Annotated in this window: 16 protein-coding genes; 13 read left to right on the top strand and 3 right to left on the bottom strand. The window is 53.0% G+C overall.

What is annotated here, in order from left to right; translation table 11 throughout:
- Both T458_RS35950 and T458_RS35945 read right to left on the bottom strand, forming a co-directional pair.
- Nucleotides 1-1,077 (bottom strand): YheC/YheD family endospore coat-associated protein, encoded by a 1,077-nt coding sequence (locus T458_RS35950; RefSeq protein WP_023555865.1) that lies wholly within the window; start codon nt 1,075-1,077, stop codon nt 1-3.
- Nucleotides 1,078-1,082: 5 nt separating this feature from the next.
- The gene (locus T458_RS35945; RefSeq protein WP_023555864.1) at nt 1,083-2,498 is read right to left on the bottom strand and encodes a YheC/YheD family endospore coat-associated protein; all 1,416 of its coding nucleotides are present in this window, start codon (nt 2,496-2,498) and stop codon (nt 1,083-1,085) included.
- Nucleotides 2,499-2,591: 93 nt separating this feature from the next.
- On the opposite strand from T458_RS35945, the gene T458_RS35940 reads away from it, so the two are divergent.
- The 3 genes from T458_RS35940 to T458_RS35930 all read left to right on the top strand — a co-directional run bounded on the left by T458_RS35940 (nt 2,592) and on the right by T458_RS35930 (nt 6,312).
- A complete protein-coding gene (locus T458_RS35940; protein ID WP_023555863.1) occupies nt 2,592-3,749 on the top strand; it encodes a DUF445 domain-containing protein in 1,158 nt (385 codons plus the stop codon).
- A 204-nt stretch (nt 3,750-3,953) separates the two neighbouring features.
- The gene (locus tag T458_RS35935; RefSeq protein WP_031305495.1) at nt 3,954-5,264 is read left to right on the top strand and encodes a DRTGG domain-containing protein; all 1,311 of its coding nucleotides are present in this window, start codon (nt 3,954-3,956) and stop codon (nt 5,262-5,264) included.
- A gap of 427 nt (nt 5,265-5,691) precedes the next feature.
- The gene (locus T458_RS35930) at nt 5,692-6,312 is read left to right on the top strand and encodes a DUF2087 domain-containing protein (RefSeq protein ID WP_023555861.1); all 621 of its coding nucleotides are present in this window, start codon (nt 5,692-5,694) and stop codon (nt 6,310-6,312) included.
- A 159-nt stretch (nt 6,313-6,471) separates the two neighbouring features.
- Here the strand turns inward: T458_RS35930 and T458_RS35925 are convergent, their stop codons facing one another.
- On the bottom strand, nt 6,472-6,783 hold the full coding sequence (locus T458_RS35925) for a YtpI family protein (protein ID WP_023555860.1): 312 nt from the start codon (nt 6,781-6,783) through the stop codon (nt 6,472-6,474).
- Between the two features lie 160 nt (nt 6,784-6,943).
- Here T458_RS35925 and T458_RS35920 point away from each other — a divergent pair, with 160 nt between their 5' ends.
- The 10 genes from T458_RS35920 to nrdJ all read left to right on the top strand — a co-directional run bounded on the left by T458_RS35920 (nt 6,944) and on the right by nrdJ (nt 21,151).
- A complete protein-coding gene (locus T458_RS35920) occupies nt 6,944-7,708 on the top strand; it encodes an N-acetyltransferase (RefSeq protein ID WP_023555859.1) in 765 nt (254 codons plus the stop codon).
- 78 nt (nt 7,709-7,786) lie between these two features.
- A complete protein-coding gene (locus T458_RS35915; RefSeq protein ID WP_023555858.1) occupies nt 7,787-11,227 on the top strand; it encodes a DNA polymerase III subunit alpha in 3,441 nt (1,146 codons plus the stop codon).
- Between the two features lie 174 nt (nt 11,228-11,401).
- Nucleotides 11,402-12,646, top strand: coding sequence for an NADP-dependent malic enzyme (locus tag T458_RS35905; RefSeq protein WP_023555856.1), 1,245 nt, complete (start codon nt 11,402-11,404; stop codon nt 12,644-12,646).
- Nucleotides 12,647-12,736: 90 nt separating this feature from the next.
- Nucleotides 12,737-13,408 carry a FadR/GntR family transcriptional regulator gene (locus T458_RS35900; RefSeq protein ID WP_023555855.1) on the top strand — a complete coding sequence of 224 codons (672 nt, stop codon included), beginning with the start codon at nt 12,737-12,739 and terminating at the stop codon, nt 13,406-13,408.
- A gap of 79 nt (nt 13,409-13,487) precedes the next feature.
- The gene (locus T458_RS35895; protein ID WP_023555854.1) at nt 13,488-13,670 is read left to right on the top strand and encodes a hypothetical protein; all 183 of its coding nucleotides are present in this window, start codon (nt 13,488-13,490) and stop codon (nt 13,668-13,670) included.
- 21 nt (nt 13,671-13,691) lie between these two features.
- Entirely contained in the window at nt 13,692-14,645 is a 954-nt protein-coding gene (gene accD, locus T458_RS35890; protein WP_023555853.1) for an acetyl-CoA carboxylase, carboxyltransferase subunit beta, read from the top strand.
- Entirely contained in the window at nt 14,609-15,565 is a 957-nt protein-coding gene (locus T458_RS35885) for an acetyl-CoA carboxylase carboxyltransferase subunit alpha (protein WP_023555852.1), read from the top strand. The genes accD and T458_RS35885 overlap by 37 nt, the downstream gene beginning before the upstream one ends.
- Before the next feature lie 216 nt (nt 15,566-15,781).
- Nucleotides 15,782-16,741: a 6-phosphofructokinase gene (gene pfkA, locus T458_RS35880; protein ID WP_031305492.1), complete on the top strand. Its 960-nt coding sequence runs from the start codon at nt 15,782-15,784 to the stop codon at nt 16,739-16,741.
- Nucleotides 16,742-16,781: 40 nt separating this feature from the next.
- Entirely contained in the window at nt 16,782-18,536 is a 1,755-nt protein-coding gene (gene pyk, locus T458_RS35875) for a pyruvate kinase (RefSeq protein ID WP_023555850.1), read from the top strand.
- 353 nt (nt 18,537-18,889) lie between these two features.
- Nucleotides 18,890-21,151 (top strand): ribonucleoside-triphosphate reductase, adenosylcobalamin-dependent, encoded by a 2,262-nt coding sequence (gene nrdJ / locus T458_RS35870; RefSeq protein WP_023555849.1) that lies wholly within the window; start codon nt 18,890-18,892, stop codon nt 21,149-21,151.
- Nucleotides 21,152-21,856 lie beyond the last annotated feature (705 nt).

Here is a 21,856-nt window from a genome sequence, read left to right as displayed (position 1 = left end):
CTACACGCTCTTCATGAGATAGTTGGCGTATCGTACCGGTTGGGTGATCGAGTGCCGCTTGGCGACCGGATCGTTTATCAGGTTGAATACATTGCGCCCTGGTCTGCTGTTGACTTCAATGACCCAGACATGGCCAGAAGTATCGATGCCGATATCAATTCCCAGTTCTACGAGTCTGCCATGGGACTGCTCCAGAAAAATGGGCAGCTCGACTGCCAACTGGTTTACCTGCTGTTCGATACGTTCCTGCATGGCCGGTTTGTAGGTACGAGCGAGAAAGGGAGAGAGCGAGACGGCCTTTCCTCCACCGTGAAGGTTCGAAGTGATGCTGCGCGGATCTCCCAGCCGCACAGCCTTGCCCGTTACCTCCCATTCGCCAAGGCCGTTTTTTTGGACGAGGACGCGAACGTCGAATGGGATACCCTCTGGCGTATGCAGCTTCAGGTACGGCTGGACGAGGAATTTACGTCCTGCTGTAAAAGAGGAGAGGAAGAGCTTCACCCCTCCCCAGTGCTTGAAAAGGCGGCTAATGGGCTGATTCTCCCGGTTCCTGCCTTTCAGTTCAAAACCGTTGTCTTTTTCGCTGATTCGCACGACGCCGATCCCGTGAGTGCCGGCGGCTGGCTTAATGATCGCGGAGCCGTGCGCGCTCAGCGTATCCTGCAGATTGGCCAGCGTAAAAATCTGCGTCGGAGGGAGGTAGGGTGCGATCTTGGGCGATTTTGCGAGGATCTGCTGCACCTGCCATTTGCCAGACAGACCGTACCCCAAAAACGTAATGGCAGGGTCGTTTTGCAACTTTTCGACAAATGGTTTATAGTGGCGGTAAGATGGGCCGATGAAGCATCGGTCATAGATGAACGCAGGCAAGGGAAAGGTGCCGCCTTGCCAGACCCCTCCCCGATATTCAAAGCCTCTGACCGTTCGAGTGGCAAAATCGACTCTGCGTGGAGAAAAAACAAAGACGCGTATGCCGTGCTTTCGTCCAAAAAGAGTCAGTTTTCTATAATAGCCCTTATCGACAAAATGGGAGCCTTGACAACGGGTCATGATGCCCAAGCTTTTGTTTGCTGCCATGGGTGTCACCTTCGTCTTGTTTTCTTTCTCGCGGTTTTTCTGTTGGGGCTAGGACGTGGAAAGCCGCTGATATACGAGGCGTATTCAAACATCCGCACGGCGGAAGGCCTAGCCCGACGCGGCGGTGCTTCAGCGCCTTCTGGGATCGGGATGGAATTGACCGTCTTGGAGGGCTTGCTGTTGACCTCGAGCAGCCATACCTGTCCGCGCACATCTACGCCGAGGTCGACACCGAATTCGGCATAGTGGCCAGGAAGAGCTTCCTCCAGCAAACGGGAGAGCTTCAATGCGACATGCTTCAACGTTTGCGGCGTGGGGCGCTGCGAACACGCCCAAGGTCCACACAGACGCAACGCATGGGCTGGCGACATCATCGACCCGCCCCGCGAGACGTTGGAGACAATGCGGTTTTGTCCGAGGCGGGCGACTAGCGAGGTGATGGACCATTCTCCTTTGCGGTCTTTTTGCACCAGAACGCGAAAATCAGCCGGTCGGTTCTGAACGCCGATTAGGGGTAAACCTTGCTGCAGCAAATAAGGTTTGCCTTTTGTTCGTTTGCTGAGATATTTGTGCAGTCCAGAAATACTGGAAAAATGTTTGTTCAATCCGCCGGGACTGGCTGCTTGATAGCCATTTTGCTTGCGGCGAAGACGGATGATGCCGCGGCCCATGCTGCCATTGGCCGGTTTGGCATAGACGGTGTGGTAGCGGGTGATCATTTCTTGTAGATCATCCTGATTCTCATAGCGGAGCATGCCTGGCAGGTGAGGTACGGCTGCTTCTTGCTTTTCCAAAGCGGTGTGGACGTGCCATTTGTTCAAAAATCTTTCATTGAAGAATGGAATGTTAGCTTCCTTGCAGCGCTGGACCCAGGCGCTCATCGCTTCGCTTCGTTCCCGTTGGCGCGAGACGAGACGATTGTAGATGCATTGGGGAAGAGGCAGCACCTGCTGTCTCCAGGAGCCGCCTTTGCGAACCAGTCCGCGGACAATGCCCGCATCCCAGTTGACGTCCTGCGGTCGAAACGCACAAATCACGCCCCCACGCTTGCGGCAGCTGTCTGCCACTTCGTTGAAAAAATGCGAGAGCGGACCGAAAGGCGCGAGCGGGTATTGGAGATTGTACGCGGAAACCAGGATTCCCATATAGGGGCCAAAAACTAGAGATTGTTGGTTCGCCTGGTAATCCACCAGCAACGGGACTCCCGTAGGCAGATGCAACGATTGGGCCATGGATGTTCGGATCCATATTCGGCTTTTGCGTTCCATGCGGCTTACGCGGGCGCGAACCGTTTTGTTCCCGAATTGGACGGTTAGTGTGGAAGGTTGCAGGTTCCATTTGCGCATATGCGCCTGGGGCAGGTAAAGGTCAACTTCTGATTTTGGCTCGATTGCTTGCACGACGGTTGGTAGGTACGACATGATTATCCCCTTCCCATCAGGCATGAAGTTAGTCTATGGTATGAGCAGCCAAATGGTTTGGTGCCATGCAGAGAAGAGAGGTTATTAGTATTTATGAACAGTTGGTTATTACTAGTGAACATTGCAGTTGGATCCGCGATTGGCGGAGTGACGAATGAGCTGGCGATTCGCATGCTTTTCCGCCCCTTGAGGCCTTGGTATATCGGGCGTTGGCGCGTTCCCTTCACGCCTGGACTCATCCCCAGTAGAAGAGACGATATTGCCATACAAATGGGCAGATTAGTAGAGGATCATCTTTTGACGACAGAAGGGATCAAACGGGCGATTGCCCAGGGAGACCTGGAGAACAACCTCAGGAGCTGGCTAGAGAGATTCGCTGCGGAGTGGATGTCCGAAGAGCGAAATCTGCGTCAAATCCTGCAGGCTACTATGCCTCAGGTTTTTGATGAAGAAGGGAAGTGGAGCGATACCGTGCGAACGCCGGTCCTGCTGCACTGGAACAGTTTCATAGAGAGGACGCTGCACCACTATGAAGATCGAGCCTTGCGAGAGCTTCTGTCCCCCGCTGGAGTGGAGCGCTTGGAAGCAGCGACGACGGCTGTGAGCCAATTGCTTTTGTCGCGTCTGCGCGGCTATCTTCACACATCTGAGGGACAACAGACCTTGCAGGAGATGATTCGCGGTCTGTTGGGTGGTGGAGGCGGCATGTTCGGCGGTCTGGTCGGGATGTTTCTTGGAGATGACAAGGTCGTCGGCAAAATTTTGCCCCGCTTGGATGAATGGCTGCAAAGCCCGGAGCTTTCCCAGCGCGTGCAGCTATTTTTGAAGCTGGAAGCGGACAAGCTCCTGGAGAAAAAGGTCGGGGAGCTGATGGAATGGATCGGACGGGATCAAGTCGATGACTGGGCGCATGCCCTTTTTGCCAGAATGGAAGCCCACAGCCTGCGTTTTATCGACGAACCGCTTTCCCGGGTGACAGCCCCGTTTCGCGAGACTATTTTGACCAAAACGATTCCGAGTCTGTCCGGCTGGATGGTGCAAAAGCTGGAGAGCAACGTGGAGCGGATCGTCAGCAAAATTTCTGTCCGTGATATTGTCACACGGCAGGTAGAAGGATTTCCGATGGAGCGGATCGAAGAGATGGTTATCGGGATTTCCGGAAAAGAGTTTCGTATGATTACGCTGCTAGGTTTTATCCTGGGTGGCGTGATCGGATTGGTGCAGGGTCTTCTCGCACTATGGCTGGGTTGAAAAACTGAAATGATAATGTAACTCCACTGTAATCTTCCTGTAATATTTCGGGGGTATGATAAAAGCACGATGAAAACCCCCTTAATGATATACTTTCTGTCGGAGTAGCTGAAAAAGCTACCCTTTTTTTTTGCTCCGCCTTCGGGTATATTGATCGAAGGAGAGCATCGACCGGATGCATGAAGAGGGGGGATGGAGGCGAAAATGGCAACCAAGCATGAACAAATTTTGCAGCATATTGATCGCCTTCCGATCGGTTCGAAGATTTCCGTGCGGCAAATCGCCAAGGACCTGGATGTAAGCGAGGGAACGGCGTACCGCGCGATCAAGGAAGCGGAAACGCAAGGATACGTAAGCACAATCGAGCGTGTAGGAACGGTCCGCATTGAGAAGAAACAAAAAGAAAACATAGAGCGGCTTACCTTCGCCGAAGTGGTCAACATCGTCGATGGCCACGTGTTGGGGGGAAGGGAAGGATTACATAAGACATTGAACAAGTTCGTCATCGGTGCCATGCAATTGGAAGCGATGATGCGCTACATCGACGCCGGGAGCCTGCTGATCGTGGGGAACCGCTACCAGGCTCACAAGATCGCCTTGCAGCAGGGCGCTGCAGTTCTGATCACAGGGGGATTTGACACCAGTGACGAGATGAAGCAGCTGGCGGATCGCCTCGCGCTCCCGATCATCTCTTCCAGCTACGACTCCTTTACCGTGGCTTCGATGATCAACCGAGCGATCTATGACCGACTGATCAAAAAGGAAATCGTGATGGTCGAGGACGTGTTGAAGCCGCTGGCGGAGACACCGGTGCTGCTGACGTCCGACACTGTTGCCAAATGGCATCAATACACCGAGCTGTATCAGGATACCCGGTTTCCCGTCGTAGACGAGCAGATGCGTCTGATCGGGATCGTCACCTCGAAGGATATCATCGGCCACGATGAAACTGCCACCATCGACAAGGTGATGACCAAAAATCCGATTACGACCTCACCGCGGGTATCGGTAGCATCCTCCGCCCACATGATGGTTTGGGAGGGCATCGAGCTTTTGCCCGTCGTGGACAATTACCGCAAGCTCGTCGGTGTACTGAGTCGCAACGACGTCCTGAAGGCTCTGCAATTTACAGCCAAACAGCCACAGATGAGCGAAACCTTTCCCAATCTGATCATGTCGCACTTCCGGGAAGAACGGCAGGCTGACGAACTGACCTATGTCGGCGAAGTGACTCCGCAAATGACCAATCACCTTGGAACCATTGCCAGCGGCATCATGACCACTGTGATGGTGGAAGCGGCATGCAATCTCCTACGTCACCATCGCCGCGGCGACATGGTGCCGGAGAACGTCACCGTCTACTTCCTCAAGCCCGTTCAGATGGAGAGCCAGATCCAGATCAAACCACGCCTTCTGGATATCGGTCGCCGCTATGGCAAGGCAGAGGTCTCTGTCTACCAGGGTGATCAGATTGTAGGGCAAGCCATGATTGCCGCACAGATTATCGAGCGCTAATAAAGAAGGTCAACCCTACTCACGGAATCAACAAGCCGTGAGGGGATTGACCTTTTTATATTTTCTTCTAGAGATGCCTTCAAGAAAACGAACTACAAAGCTGGCCGAGGAAAAAGGGGGAATAAGCGAAGGCATTTGGGATCTTAACCCAGTCGGAACGGAAAAGCGGAACACGCTCTCAGCGGCCAACCCTGATCCGCTTCTTCGAACCGGCTGCTTTTGGCCGCGGTTCCGCCTTTGGAGTGGAGACGTCCAGGAATGACCCCCAGTAAAGATCCCAACCCGCCTTGAGCGTTTCCCCCTTTTTCCTCTCCTCCACTATAGTCCGAAGACCACCAATTGACAAAGCATGTAAAGTCATCTACTTTATAATTAGATATATATCGAATTAGGTAAGCAAACAAACCGATATAGGAGGACACCGAACGTGCAACTCGATCAACTCGTTACGTTCTACAAAGCCATGGGCGACACGACGCGTATCCGCATCCTGGCCATACTGGCGAATGGTCCCTTGCATGGGCAGGCCCTGGCAGGAAAACTGGGCGTCACTCCGCCGACGATTACGCATCACATGGCGAAGCTGCGCGAAGCCGCACTCGTCTATGAGCGACGGGATAAAAACACGATCTACTTCTACCTGCATGAAGCCAACGTAAAGAGGCTGTCACAGGCGATCGTAGACGTGCTCAAGCATGCGAAAAAAGGAACGGAAGAAAGTCTTTGGGAAGAGGAAGGAAAAGAAGCGAAGGAAGGAGGAGGGAAGCCCGTGGTAGAAAGCTTACAGGTATTGCGCACGTTTTATACCGCTGACGGACGCTTGAAGCAGATCCCCGCCCAGCGCAAGAAAAAGCTGATCGTCTTTGAACACATGGTGCGTGGTTTGGAAAAAGGGCGCAAGTATACCGAAGCACAGATCAACGAATACATCCGTCAGTTTCACGAGGATTATGCGACCATCCGCAGGGAATTTGTCATGAATCATTATATGTACCGTGAAGACGGGATCTACGAGCTGAATCCGGAAGAGCTGTGGGCCAAGCCGTAGCACAAACGTGAATCCCCGGAACATAAAAAAGGACAACCGTCGGCACTGCACTCGGGTTGTCTGAAGCATTAGGATGTCACACAGGTTCATTATAGCGTAGGAAAAAGGGATTTAGCCAGAATAAACAGATGGTAAAACAGGAAAAAGCCATCCAGTCCCTTATCTCTCGCTTTTTATTTCCTTGCGCCATGCGTCGCGATAGCGAAAGTAGTTGCGAGAGCCCAAAAAAAGATTTACTGCTGCGACAAAAATCAACATCAAAGCGATTACGATGCGGATCGTATCCAGCTCTTCAAAGGTAAATTGATTGAAACCAAGCAAAGCCACGAGAATCCCCATGGAAATGTTCATCTTTCCCAGTGTCATGCGGGATTCCAACGGATGGATTCCTCGTCTGCGGGCAGTCATGCTGTAATACACGCTGGATACCAGCGTAGCGAGAACCCCGGTCATGAAAAAGGCGTTCCACATGCGAAAACGTCATCCTCTCTAGCAATCTTGTTCTATCCTATCAGATGACGGTCGGGAAGGCAATGAATCAGAAGAGAACATTCGTTCTTGTTTTGTGTCGGAAAATCTGATCAAATAAGAGTAGGCAAGATTATGAGGGAAATACGAAGGGGGCGGGAAATTGGCTTACCTGCAATTGACGAAAGACAATATCGATCGTGAACATCTGTGCTGCGCTTTGGGTGCAAAGCAATACGAGCAGGCAGTGCAAGAAAAGAAGCGTTGGCTGTCGGAGCGGATGGATGAGGGATTAGTATTTTACCGCTTGAACGAACGGGCAAAAGTCTTCATCGAGTATTTGCCGGCTGAGATGGCTTGGGTTCCTATACATGCCCCCAACTATATGTACGTGAACTGTCTATGGGTCTCCGGCAAATATAAAGACTCCGGCTACGCAAAAGCTTTGCTGCAAAAATGCAAGGAAGATGCCATCTCACGTGGAATGGATGGTCTTGTACATATCGTAGGAGCAAAAAAACTTCCCTTTTTGAGTGAGAAACGTTTCTTTGAACATATGGGATTCAGCATCGTGGATGAAGCTCGGCCTTACTTTCAATTAGCGGCTTTGCCCTTGAATGACCGTGCCGTGCTGCCTTCATTTACACGTCAGGTGCAACAAGGCACCAGCAAGGAAAAGGGCGTTGCGATTTATTATACGGCCCAATGTCCATTCGCGGTCGGCGTTTTGGAAGATTTGCGGGAAGTAGCTGACAGGCGAGGGGTCAGCTTTCGGACCGTTCGGTTGACAACCAGAGAAGAGGCTCAGCAAGCCCCAACCGTCTGGACTACTTTTGGACTTTTTTATGATGGAGAATTTATCACGCACGAAATCATGAGTGCAAACAAGTTTGAAAAATGGCTGACGTCGACATTGGAAGAATCATGAGGAGCAAGTGATTGTGCGACTCGACGTTTTCGTAACGGTATAATAGAAGAACAAATAGCAAGAGAGGAAGAGGAGACGATGAGCGCCTTTGTTCATTTGCACGTGCATACAGAATATAGCCTGCTTGATGGGGCAGCGCGAATCGATCAGTTGGTAGCGCGAGCAGCGGAATTGGGCATGCCAGCTTTGGCGATTACCGATCATGCCAACCTGTACGGGGCAATCCCGTTCTATCAAGCATGCAAGCATGCGGGGATCAAGCCGATCATCGGCATGGAAATCTACCTGATTGACGGAAACCTTCAGGATCGGGTGAGAAATGCTCCTGCGCCAAGCCACCTCGTTTTGCTCGCCGAAAACGAAGAGGGGTACCGCAACCTGCTGCAGTTGGCGACGATTGCCCATACAGAAGGAGATTACATCCTGCCGCGCGTCAACAAAGAGGTGCTGGCTCGACACAGCAAAGGCTTGATTGCACTCAGTGCATGCAGGCACGGAGAGGTGTCAAGGCTTTTGCTTGAGGGAGATGCGGGCGGTGCAAGAGAAGCGGCGCTATGGTACGCGCAGCTTTTTGGACCCGATCATTTCTATCTGGAGCTTGAGGATCACGGACTGGAAATCGAGCGAAGACTGAATACCCGTCTCGTCAAGCTAAGCGAGGAAACCGGCATTCCTTTGGTAGTGACTAACAATGTCCATTACGTCCGCCAGCAGGATCACATCGTCCACGATACTCTGCTCGCGATCGGAGAGGGCAAAACCGTCGGGGAAGAGAATCGCATGCGCTACGAGACGGATCAATACTACCTGAAAAGCGCGGAGGAGATGGCAGCATCGTTTGCCTATGCGCCTGATGCTTTTTCCCGTACAGTCGAGATCGCCGAGCGCTGCTCGCTGGAGCTTGTCTTCGGGGAGCATATTTTACCGGAATATCCGTTGCCGCATGGGGAGGATCCGACACAATTTTTGCGTCAGCTTTGTGAAAAGGGCTGTTTGGCGCGTTATGGAGAGATCAGCCCGCAAGTCAGAGAGCGCCTGGAGCATGAGCTGTCGATCATCACGCGAACAGGTTTTACCCACTATTTTCTCATCGTCTGGGATTTTATGCGCTACGCCCATGAGAAAGGGATTGCGACAGGACCTGGACGCGGCTCTGCAGCAGGCAGTCTCGTCGCTTATGTCTTGAACATTACCAATGTCGATCCGCTGCGCTACAATCTGCTTTTTGAACGCTTCCTCAATCCTGAGCGGGTGACGATGCCGGATATCGATATTGATTTTTCCGTTGAACGAAGAGATGAAGTCATTCATTATGTCGCGAACAAATACGGCCATGATCGTGTCGCGCAGATTATTACGTTCGGGACCATGGCTGCCCGGGCTGCGGTGCGCGATGTCGGGCGAGCATTGGGTCTTTCCTTGGGGCTGGTCGATCGGGTAGCAAAAATGATCCCGCAGTCGCCCGGCATGACCATCGACAAGGCCATGCAGATCAATCCCGATATCGGCAAACTTTGTGCCGAAAACAAGCAAGCAGCCCAGCTCATCGAAGCTGCCAAGGGCGTGGAAGGACTGCCGCGCCACGCCTCCACCCATGCTGCGGGGGTTGTGATCTCGCGCGATCCGCTGACACACTATGTCCCACTCCAGACCGGACACGAGGGTCTTGCCCTGACGCAGTATCCGATGGAGATCCTGGAAGAAGTCGGCCTGTTGAAAATGGATTTTCTCGGCTTGCGCAACCTGACCATTATCCAAGAAACGCTGCGGCATATCGAGCAGCAAGGGAAGCGGCTCGACCTGGACAAGATCCCGACCGACGACGCTAAGACCTTCCAGATGATCTCGCAGGGAGAGACGACAGGCATCTTTCAGCTTGAGTCTGCCGGTATGCGCAATGTCCTGCGCGAACTGAAGCCAACTGACCTGGACGACATTATCGCCGTTCTGGCCTTGTACCGTCCGGGTCCGATGGAGATCATCCCGCAATACATTGCCGCCAAGTACGGGGAGAGCAAAGTCTCGTACGCCCATCCGGTGCTGGAGCCGATTCTCAAGGAAACACATGGTTTCATGATCTACCAGGAGCAAATTATGCAGATATCCTCTACGCTTGCGGGCTTCAGTCTGGGCGAGGCAGATATTTTGCGCCGTGCCGTCGGCAAGAAAAAACGCGAGCTGCTGGCGGAGCAAAGGGAGAAATTCGTTGCCGGCTGCGTCAGACAGGGATATGGAGCAGAGCTGGGCCACGAGATCTACGATTTAATCGTTCGCTTTGCCGACTATGGCTTCAACAAGGCGCACTCTGTCGCCTATGCCATCATCTCCTATCAGATGGCGTATCTGAAGGCCAACTATCCGCTTGCGTTCATGGCGGCGCTGCTATCTCTGTCGATCGGCAACCAGAACCGCATCGCCGAATATACGGAGGAAGCGAGACGTTTGCATCTGGCTGTCCTCACTCCGGATGTGAACAAAAGCGAGGCGTTTTTTACGGTGGAGCAGGAAGCCATCCGTTTTGGACTGGCTGCCGTGAAAAACGTCGGCTACGGCGCGATTGAATCCATCGTCAAGGAGCGGGCGCATCGACCGTACCGGGACGTCTTTGATTTTTGTGCCCGTGTGGACGGCAGGCTTGTCAACCGCCGCGTAGTGGAGTCGCTGACGCTGTGCGGGGCCCTGGATTCCTTGCCGGGACACCGCAGCCAACTGCTGGTCCTGCTCGATGAAGCGGTCGGCAAGGCCAACAGCAAGCGGATTGAGCGGGATGCAGACCAGATGAATCTCTTCGCTGGAGACGAGAGCGGGGCGACAGTGCGGAAGCCGTCTGAATATCCCGAGGTGCCTCCATTTTCCCGTTCCCAGCAGCTTCAGGAGGAGCGTGATTTGCTCGGTGTCTACCTCTCGGGTCACCCCTTGGATCAGTATGCGCATCTGTTTAATCGGCCAGAGGTGACGGCGTTGGCTTCCCTGGCAGAATTGCCCCGTGACAAGACGGTCAAGGTGTTTGGCATGATTGCGCATGAACGGCGCATCCAGACGAAAAAAGGCGATCCCATGGCCTTTGTCACCCTGGAGGACAAAACGGCACAGGTAGAATTGGTCGTGTTTCCGCAGGTCTACGCCAAATACGCGGAGTTGCTGGTCAAGGAACGCATGCTGATCGCCGAGGCTCGCATCGATCATCAGGACGATACGGTCAAGCTGCTTGCTTCCCGTTTTTGGGATGCGGATGCGCTCCCCAAAGAATTGTCCCAGCCTTCGACAGAGCCTGTCCTTTTTGTCAAAATCGCTCCCGAACAGGAGCAGGATTCGACGTTGCAGCAGCTTCATCGGTTGTTTGTCGAAAAAAAAGGAACGATTCCTGTGATACTCTACTACGAGGGAAAAAAACAGACGATTCGCTTGCCGGATGCCAACCGCGTTGACGTAGATGCGTCATTTTTGGAGAAAGCGAGAGAAATTTTGGGTCCTGACAGCGTAATTCAGAAAGAATTGCCCATAAATCAGGGAGGATGAACCATGTCCTCCCTTTTTTGCTCTTTTCAGCAGGTTTACAGGACAACGGGTTTTGCTATAATGGGAGCATAATCAAAAAAGTGGTCAGACCACTTCTGATGGTGAATATGGATAAGCGGTTTTTTCACACCGAACGAAATGACAAAAAGAAAAACACGAAATGGAGTGGTTTTGATGTCTAATCTCAGAGAGGAAGCATTGGAGCTTCACAGAATGAATCAAGGGAAGCTGGAGGCAGTAACGAAGGTTCCCGTACGCAACGCACGCGATCTCAGCCTGGCGTATTCTCCAGGTGTAGCTGAGCCGTGCAAAGATATTTTTGACGACAAATCCAAAGTGTACGAATACACCATGAAGGGTAATCTGGTCGCAGTAGTCAGTGACGGTACAGCAGTACTTGGCCTCGGCAACATCGGTCCGGAAGCAGCGATGCCAGTCATGGAAGGGAAAGCGGTATTGTTCAAGTCTTTTGCCGGCGTAGATGCTTTCCCGATCTGCCTGAACACGACAGACGTGGACAAAATCGTAGAAACAGTCAAACTATTGGAGCCTACTTTTGGCGGGGTCAATCTGGAGGATATCGCAGCTCCAGCCTGCTTTGAAATCGAAGATCGCTTGAAAAAAGAGACCAACATCCCAGTATTCCACGACGATCAGCACGGTACGGCTATCGTAACTGCAGCAGGACTGATCAACGCCCTGCGCGTGGTTGACAAAAAGCTGGAGGATATTCGCGTCGTAGCCAATGGCGCAGGTGCTGCTGGTATCGCAATCATCAAGCTGCTTGTATCGATGGGCGTGAAGGATGTCATCATGTGCGACACGAAAGGTATCGTATACGAAGGCCGTCCATTCGGGATGAATCCGGTCAAGGAAGAAATGGCAAAAATCACGAACCGCAGCAAGCTGGAAGGCGACCTGGCAGATGCGCTGAAGGGCGCAGACGTGTTTATTGGCGTATCCGTAGCGGGCGCTGTTACGCAAGAGATGGTGCGTTCGATGAACCGCGATCCGATCATCTTCGCGATGGCAAACCCAAATCCAGAAATCATGCCGGACGATGCAAAAGCGGCTGGAGCCGTTGTCGTCGGTACAGGACGCTCCGACTTCCCGAACCAGGTCAACAACGTCCTCGCGTTCCCGGGAATCTTCCGCGGTGCATTGGATACGCGTGCGACCATGATCAACGAAGAGATGAAACGCGCCGCTGTGTACGCGATTGCCGATCTGATCTCTCCAGAAGAGCTGTCGGCTGATAAAGTTATTCCAGGACCATTCGATCCGCGCGTCGCGCCAAATGTGGCGGCAGCTGTCGCAAAAGCGGCGATGGAGAGCGGAGTAGCACGGATCACTGTCGATCCAGAGGCTGTCAAAGAAAAAACCAAAAAACTGACTGCGATTTCCTATCAGGAAGTGTAAAAGCCAGTCAGACTCCTGATGCTTGCCATGCGAGCTGTATGCAGCTCGCCTAGGTGCAGGCGACAGAAGTTCCAGTGAGGAGGATTCAGGGTGCTCGACTCTTCCCAAGAGCGAAAGGTGTACGAGGAGATTCTCCTGCACATCCATCAGATTGTACAGGAGCGCAACTTGCGGGTTGGCGACAAGCTTCCGTCTGAACGGGAGCTGTCGGAACTACTAGGTGCAGGTCGTTCTTCCGTAAGAGAGGCGTTGCGCGCCCTGGAGCTGCTCGGATTGATCGAGACGCGCCGGGGGGAAGGCACATTTCTCAAGCATTATCGGCATAATCGTTTGATCGATATCCTCGGTTTTTTCATTCTGCAGGATGGCAAGTCCAAGAAGGATTTGATCGAGATGCGCAGAATGTTGGAGTTGGACGCAGTTCGTCTGGCGTGCCGTCGTGCGACGGATAAGCATTTTGAGGAAATGGAGCGGATCCTGGCTGCTGCCGAGGAGCGGGTAGCGCGTGGAGAGGTTCCCGCGGAGGAAGATTACCAGTTTCATCGTGTAATCTGCCGTTCGAGCCGCAACTCGATCCTTCACCGCATCTGGGCGCCGCTGGTCGAATACAGCAACAGCGTACGCGTCGAATCTCTGTCTCGCGAAGGCAGGGCGAAGGCTGCGCTGCAGGAGCATCGGGAGATCATGGCTGCAATCCGAGCGGGGGATGTCCAGGTAGCTGTAGAGAAAATGAGGCATCATTTGGAGAACAGCAAGCTATGATTTCCCCCATTTGCGACTTGCGTTTGGGCTGTGATATGATGATCCAGACCTGTATTGGAGGATGAAGGAGGAAGCCAGCATGTGGACGGTCATCTACATCGCTCCTAGCGCAAAAATAGCAGAACGGATACAGCAACGTTTGACAGATGAAGGATTCCTGGTCAAGGTTCGGGAGGCGAAGGTTTCCAAGCAATTCGAGATTCTCGTCCCCGAAAGCGAGCTTCAAGAGGTCCAGGATGTACTTGGCACGATCCTTCACTGAAGAGAAAGGTGGGGTGCAAAGGTGCTGAAAGACCTTTTCGGCAAAAAGCGAAAATTTGCTACCGTCCCATCGGAAAACCTCACACGTGTCCCCGCTTCTGGCGATCAAGCCAAAGAAGCGGGCGTACGTGAGAAGGAAGTTCCGGAAGGACTGATGAATAAATGCCCGCACTGCGGGACGATTCACTACTCCAAAGACTTGGAGAAGAACCTGCGCGTATGCAAGGGCTGTCAGTATCACTATTCCATCTCTGCTCCGGAGCGTTTGGCCTTGCTGCTGGATGACGGTGTACTGACGGAAGAATTTGACACGGATTTGATTACCTCCAATCCCCTCGGCTTCCCGGGCTATCTGGAGAAGCTGGAGCAGGACATGGCGAACACCAATCTGAACGAAGCGGTCGTGACCGGAGAAGGCTTGCTCGAAGGCAACCGCATTGTCGTCGGAGTGATGGATTCCCGCTTCCGCATGGCGAGCATGGGTTCGGTCGTGGGAGAAAAAATTACGCGTGCAATTGAGCGGGCGATCGACCGTCGACTGCCCTTTATTTTGTTCTCTGCTTCAGGCGGAGCGCGGATGCAGGAAGGTGTCCTCAGTCTGATGCAGATGGCCAAGACGAGTGCGGCATTGGCCAAGCTGGACCGGGAGCGGTTGTTGTACATCTCCGTTCTGACCAACCCTACTTTTGGCGGTGTGTCGGCGAGCTTTTCTTCACTGGGCGATTACAATATCGCTGAGCCGGGCGCGATGATCGGGTTTGCTGGCCGGCGTGTAATCGAGCAGACAATTCGCCAGGAGTTGCCAAAAGACTTCCAAACCGCGGAATTCTTGCTGCAAAACGGACAACTGGACATGGTTGTTCACCGCAAGGAAATGCGCAGTACGCTGGCGAAGCTGGTTGAAATGCACACGTCAACGCCACGGGAAGGAGTGGAAACATGGCAGGAGAGCTCCCCTTTGAAAAGCCTCTCGTAGAATTGCACGACAAGATTAAGGAATTGCGCCGCTTCACCGAGGAGAAGGGCATCGACTTCTCCGATGAAGTAAAGCGTCTGGAACAAAAAGCGAAGGAATTGGCCGATCAGATTTACGGCAATCTCACGCCTTGGCAGCGTGTGCAGCTTGCCCGCCATCCCGAGCGGCCGACAACCCTGGACTATATTCAGCTTCTCTTTACGGATTTCATGGAAATTCATGGCGATCGCCTTTTCGGTGATGATCAGGCCATCGTCGGCGGAATTGCCAGACTGGATGGCCGTCCGGTGACGATCATCGGGAACCAGAAGGGGAAGGACACGAAAGACAATATCCGCAGAAACTTCGGAATGGCTCATCCGGAAGGCTATCGCAAGGCCTTGCGGATCATGGAGCAGGCAAACAAGTTTGGCCGTCCTATCATCTGCTTTATCAATACGTCCGGCGCGTATCCGGGCAAAGCGGCAGAAGAGCGGGGGCAAAGCGAAGCGATCGCACGCAATCTGCGTCAGATGGCTACTTTTGGCGTGCCGATTATCTGTGTGGTCATCGGGGAAGGCGGCAGTGGCGGTGCATTGGCGATCGGTGTCGGCAATCGAGTCTTCATGCTGGAGAATTCCTATTACTCCGTGATCGCGCCTGAGAGTGCGGCAGCGATTCTCTGGAGAGATTCCAGCTTGGGCATGCGCGCAGCAGAAACCATGAAGATCACGGCCCCTGATTTGCTACAGCTGGGTGTCATCGACGGGATTATCCCGGAGCCTTTTGGCGGCGCTCATCGCGATGTAGCCAAGCAGGCTGAATCGGTGAAAAACGTCCTGGTAGAGCAACTGGAACAGCTCAGCCAATTGTCTCCAGATGAATTAGTACAGGATCGTTATGAAAAGTTCAAACAGATTGGTGAGTACGCCTCCCTGTAATCGGCAGGGGGCGTTTTTTTGCTTTTTTCTATAAGGATTATCTGCTACAATCGTAATCGGATAAAGCTTTTGCCAGTTCTTTGAAAAAGTATGGCACAAAGGAAAAAAGAGTATAACAGATATCGAAATGCAACTGATACAGCATGTTTCATAGCCGCTTTGGTACATACTGAAGCCAGTTGGAAGACATGCTAGATGGATGGAGGGGATGATTCCATGCAAAAGATTGCTGTACTGACCAGCGGTGGGGATGCGCCGGGCATGAATGCTGCAGTGCGGGCCGCTGTTCGCCGGGCTGCCTATCACAATGTGCAGATGCATGGGGTGTATCACGGGTATGAAGGCTTGATGAACGGTCATATTGAAGAAATGAGTCTCGGCTCGGTCGGCGACATTATCCATCGCGGCGGCACCATTCTCTACTCGGCGCGCAGTGAGGCCTTCAAGACCGAGGAAGGCCAGCAAAAAGCCGTCGAGCAATTACGAAACAAAGGCATAGAAGGTCTGATCGTAATCGGCGGAGACGGTTCGTTTCGCGGTGCACAGAAGTTGACGGAAAAAGGAATTCCCACGATCGGAGTACCAGGGACCATCGATAATGACATCCCCTGCACGGATTTTACCATCGGGTTCGATACCGCCCTCAACACCATCGTGGATGCGATTGATAAAATACGTGATACCGCGACCTCCCATGAGCGTACGTACATCATTGAGGTCATGGGACGAGACGCCGGAGATCTTGCTTTGTGGGCAGGGCTTGCGGCGGGAGCGGAATCCATTATCATTCCGGAAGCAGAGCAGAGCATGGATGACATCCTGGAACGGCTTCACGCGGGACAGCGGCGCGGGAAAAAGCACTCCATCATCATCGTGGCAGAAGGCGTCGGGAGCGCGACATCCTATGCCGAAGCGATCACCAAAGCTACGGGCTGGGAGACGCGAGTGACAGTTCTCGGACACATCCAGCGCGGAGGTTCCCCTACTGCGATGGACCGCATGCTGGCAAGCCGGATGGGCGCAGCGGCTGTCGATCTGCTGCTGGAAGGCAAGCGGGATCGCATGGTCGGCATTCAGAACAACCAGATTGTAGACGTGGATTTCAAGGAAGCGCTGGCGAAAAAGCATCGCCTGGATTTATCCATTTACCAGTTGGCCAGAACACTGTCCATTTAGGTTTGGATGACAGGCAGGGAGCACAGAGGAGGCAGAAAGTATGTTGAGAAAGGCAAAAATCGTATGCACCATCGGACCTGCAAGCGAGTCCGTAGAAACCCTGAAAAAACTCATTGACGCGGGCATGAATGTAGCTCGGCTCAATTTTTCCCATGGCTCGCATGAAGAGCACGCTGCTCGTATCGAAAATATCCGCGAGGCTTCCAGACAGACAGGCAAGGCTGTGGCGATTCTGCTCGATACCAAAGGACCCGAAATCCGTACAGGCTCCCTCGAAGTCGATGCGGTTGAATTGATCGAAGGAAACCGGATTGTATTGACGACCGAAGATGTGGCGGGGAATGCGGAGCGCGTCTCCATTACGTATCAAGAGCTGCCAGCCGATGTGGCGGCAGGCGATACCATTTTGATCGATGACGGACTGATCGGTCTGACAGTCGAGGAAGTACGTCCTACTGAGATTGTCTGCTTGATTAAAAACGGCGGCACCTTAAAAAGCAAAAAAGGCGTCAACGTCCCAGGCGTCAGCATCAATCTGCCAGGGATCACAGAAAAGGACGCACAAGATATAGAGTTCGGGATCAAGCAGGGCGTCGATTTCATCGCGGCCTCCTTCGTGCGCAAAGCCGCAGACATCCTGGAGATCCGGCAGATTCTGGAGCAGCACGGCGCATCGATTGATATTATCGCCAAAATCGAAAATCAGGAGGGCGTGGACAATGTCGACGAAATCCTGGTCGTATCCGACGGTATCATGGTGGCGCGTGGCGACCTAGGAGTAGAGATTCCCGCTGAGGAAGTGCCCCTCGTCCAGAAGCAGCTGATTAAAAAGTGCAATGAGCTGGCAAAACCGGTCATCACGGCGACTCAAATGCTGGATTCGATGCAGCGCAATCCTCGTCCGACGAGAGCGGAGGCAAGCGATGTTGCCAATGCGATCTTCGACGGCACAGACGCAATCATGCTCTCCGGTGAGACGGCGGCAGGCAAGTATCCGGTGGAATCCGTCGAGACCATGGATCGGATCGCATTACGTGCCGAGCAGGAGCTCAATTATCGGGAAATCCTGCACAAGCAAATGATCATGAAGCATGTCACGATCACAGATGCGATCAGCCAAGCAGTGGCAAGCTCCGCACTGGACCTGAACGCAGCCGCGATCATCACCGCGACAGAGAGCGGCCATACCGCGCGAATGGTCTCCAAGTTTCGTCCGAAGGCACCGATTGTTGCCGTCACCCCGCATGCCGGCGTCATCCGCCGCCTGGCGCTCGTCAACGGCGTCTACCCTGTTCTGGGTGAGATCGCCCATACGACTGACGAGATGTTGGACAGGTCTGTCCAGGAGTCGTTGCAGAGCGGCTACGTCCGCCATGGGGATCTGGTTGTCATTACGGCAGGCGTGCCTGTGCGTGAAGTAGGGACGACCAATCTGATGAAAATTCACGTGATTGGAGATATCGTGGCAAAAGGACAAGGCATCGGACGCAAAGTCGTCTCCGGCAAGGTTGTCGTCGCCCGTTCCGCCCAGGAAGCACTGGAAAAGACTGAAGAAGGCTCGATCCTGGTTACGATTGGCACTGATTCCGATATGATCGAGGCATTCCAGAAGGCTGCAGCCGTCATTACCGAGGAAGGCGGGCTTACTTCGCATGCCGCGATTGTGGGACTCAATCTGAATGTTCCTGTCATCTTGGGAGTCCAAGCAGCTACCGATCTATTGAAAGAAGGAACAGTCGTCACCGTCGATTCAGGTCGCGGACACATCTATTCAGGGCATGCCCGGGTTCTCTAGGTAAAAAGTATTATTTTTCATCCGGAAGACAAGGAGGATGACATTGGTTCATCCTCTTTTTTATGCGTTGTGAAGACTGATTCGACAGAAAACGCCATTACTTTCCAGGGTCTAACGAGGTGTTTTAGCCGATGCTTTCAGGAGAGCGATCTGGTAAAATCGTTCGGTAACTCTTCGCTTGTCCAAAAACGAAACTAGGCATAAATGCCTGAATTCTTGTCAAGCACTTTTTTGTTTGATACACAACATATAGTGTTGTCGAAAATTATTTCGCACTATATATGGGGAAAGCTATTGAGTTTTTCGGGGAAAAAGGGTTAACTAGAGTAGATAGATTTGAAGGAGGAACCGATATGCTAGCCACTGAGACGATTACCCCAACTCGTTTTCTAGGGGATGATTTTTTAGCGAAATACCCAGATTTTCCCTCTCATATGAGCCCGTTGGGACAATTTGTTTACTACCGCACTTATTCTCGCTTTATTCCGGAAAAGGGCAGAAGAGAGACTTGGAAGGAAACTTGTCGTCGTTCGGTGGATTACAATATCAAGCTTGCCTATCAACACCTGAAGAAGATCGGATTGTATCCAGATATTCGCAAGCTGGAGGAAGAAGCAGAAGGACTGTTCGACAACATGTTCAATCTGCGCCAGTTCCTGTCTGGCCGCACACTGTGGGTAGGCGGAGCGGAGAATGGCGTCGCCGATCTGTATCCGTTGGCGAACTTCAACTGCTCATTTTTGAACATCAAATCCTGGGATGACCTGGGAGACCTGTTTTATTTGCTGTTGGTAGGAACAGGCGTCGGCTTCAAATGCACCAAGGAAATGGCTCGGGGCCTTGACCCGATCCGCACCAATGTCACCCTGCTTTCCTCCGAGTACAAGCCTTTGCCGAAGCATCAGCGCCTTGAGCGTTCCGAGCTGAATGTGCTGGACAATGGCTTTGCCAAAATTTACGTCGGAGACAGCAAGGAAGGTTGGGTAGAATCACTGCGTCTGTATTTGCAAATCCTGACCGAGAAACAGTACGAGCACATCCATACCGTAAAGATTTCCTATAATAGCGTGCGTCCAAAAGGAGAGCGTTTGATGCGCTTCGGCGGCACAGCGAGTGGGCATGAGCCGCTGCGCGAGATGTTTGAAGGCATTGACAAAGTGCTCAAAAACCAGATTGATCCGCATCTGGCCCCGATCGCATGCGACGAGAAGGGGTATGGCAAAGTCCGTCCGATACATATCCTGGACATCGGCAATCTGATCGGAGCCAACGTCGTGGTAGGCGGTGTTCGCCGGACTGCGGAGATTTTCCTGTTTGACCATGACGACTATGAGTGCATGATGGCGAAATACGGAATCAACGGCTTCTGGACGGACGAGCAGATCGCCCACCACCGTCGTGTAGGAGAGTTGCTGGGAGAAAACAAGCCGGTCTGGTTTGACAGCATTCAAAAAGTAGGCGATGGCCGTTTCGGTCTGGACCACCGCCGCATGTCCAACAACTCCATCGCTTTCATGAAGCAGCCGACTAGAGAGTTCCTGCATCTGGTATTTACCTTGATGCAATTGGAGGGCGAGCCTGGTTTCATCAATCTCGAAGAGGCCAACCGCCGCCGTCCCAATGCGGAAGGCTTGAACCCTTGCGCAGAGATCCTGCTCGACTCTTATGGCGTCTGCAACCTGACTACCGTCAACCTGGTGGAATTCGTCAAGAAAAGCCCGGACGGCTCTCACTACCTGGATCTGGACGGTCTGCTTGAAGCACAGCGCAAATCGGCGCGTGCCGGACTGCGGATGACACTGGTGACACTGGAATTGCCGCACTGGGATACCGTGCAACAGCGCGACCGTCTGCTCGGCACTTCGTTGACAGGGGTGAAGGATGCCCTCGCTACATTGGGCTATTCCGAAGCACAAGAGCTGGAGCTTTTGCGCCTGCTGGGCGATGCAGCCCGCGACGAAGCAGACCGCTACGCGTACGAGCTGCGCGTCAATTCTCCACTGCTGGTAACGACTGTGAAGCCGGAAGGGACGCTTTCCCAGGTTGCTGGAGGAGTATCCAGCGGACTGCACTGGTCCCATTCGCCATACTACATCCGCCGCATTCGCATCAACGCGCAGGATCCGTTGGCTAAAGCGGTACAAGCTCTGGGCTGGACAATTAACCCAGAGGTCGGGACTCCAGGCGACACCTTCGAGGAGCGGATGGCCAACGCGAGAACGCTGGTGATTGACTTCCCGGTAGCGTCCGGAGCCAAAGAAACCAAAAACGAGGTAAGCGCAAAGCGCCAGTTTGATACCTACTTCCGCTTCCAACAGGAGTATACGGAGCACAACTCTTCCAACACCATTACCGTGCGCAACGAAGAATGGGGCGAAGTCGAGGAAATCGTATACGCCAACTGGGATCAATTTGTAGGGGTTTCCTTCCTGCAGCTGGATGGCGGAAACTATCAGCTCGCTCCGTACGAAGAATGCACGAAGGAGCAGTACGAGCAGTTGAAAGCTTCCATGAAGCCTTTTGATCCTGCGATCCTGCAACAGTACGAAAACGGCGGAGAGGCTGATCTGTCTACGGCAGAATCCTGCGAAGGCGGAGCTTGCCCGATTCGTTAATAATAGCTAGTCCATCCATATTATATATCTGTAGATCGTAAACCCAGTGCCAATAGGTACTGGGTTTATGTGTGTCTAGAATGTAGCTGTAGTGGGGAGAAGCATGTTTCCGATCTACGCTCCGGTCTGCGTCCTGCAAGGATGTGAGACTGTCCGCTCCACAGCGATCCCTGGGGAAGCGCAAAACGGCGCGCAGCTCTGGGGTTACCTCATAGGTTGCGCTTCTGTTTCCCCGGGCTTCGCTGTTCCGCTAGGCTGGACTCCGCTAGTCGCTCGTCTGGAAACATGCTTCTCCTCCGAAACAGTAGGGTTTCAACAAGCTGAAAACCCAGAGCGATATCCTCGAACTTATCTCCAAACGCTTGAACGCACCACCGAAGCCCAAAAGAAAAGCAGGGGGACCAGTGAAAGCTGGTGAGGAAAATGGGGAAATAAGCGCCAGGCATTTGGGATCTTAACCCAGGCGCAACGGAAAAGGCGGAACCCGCCCTCAGCGTCCAACCCTGAATCCGCTTCTTCGAATCGGCTGCTTTTGGACGCGGTTCCGCCTTTGGAGTGGAGCCGGCCAGTGCTGCACCCGGCAAAGATCCCAACCCGCGTGGAGCGTTTTCCCCATTTTCCTCCCCACCACTACAGTCCGTGGACCTCCAATAAAAAGGACACAGGTGATTGAGAATAGGACGCTATGGTAAAATGAAGATATAG

The sequence above is a fragment of the Brevibacillus panacihumi W25 genome (assembly GCF_000503775.1).
Lineage (GTDB): Bacteria > Bacillota > Bacilli > Brevibacillales > Brevibacillaceae > Brevibacillus > Brevibacillus panacihumi_A.
Note: the sequence above shows the minus strand (reverse complement) of the source record. Positions and strands in the feature narration are given on the sequence as shown.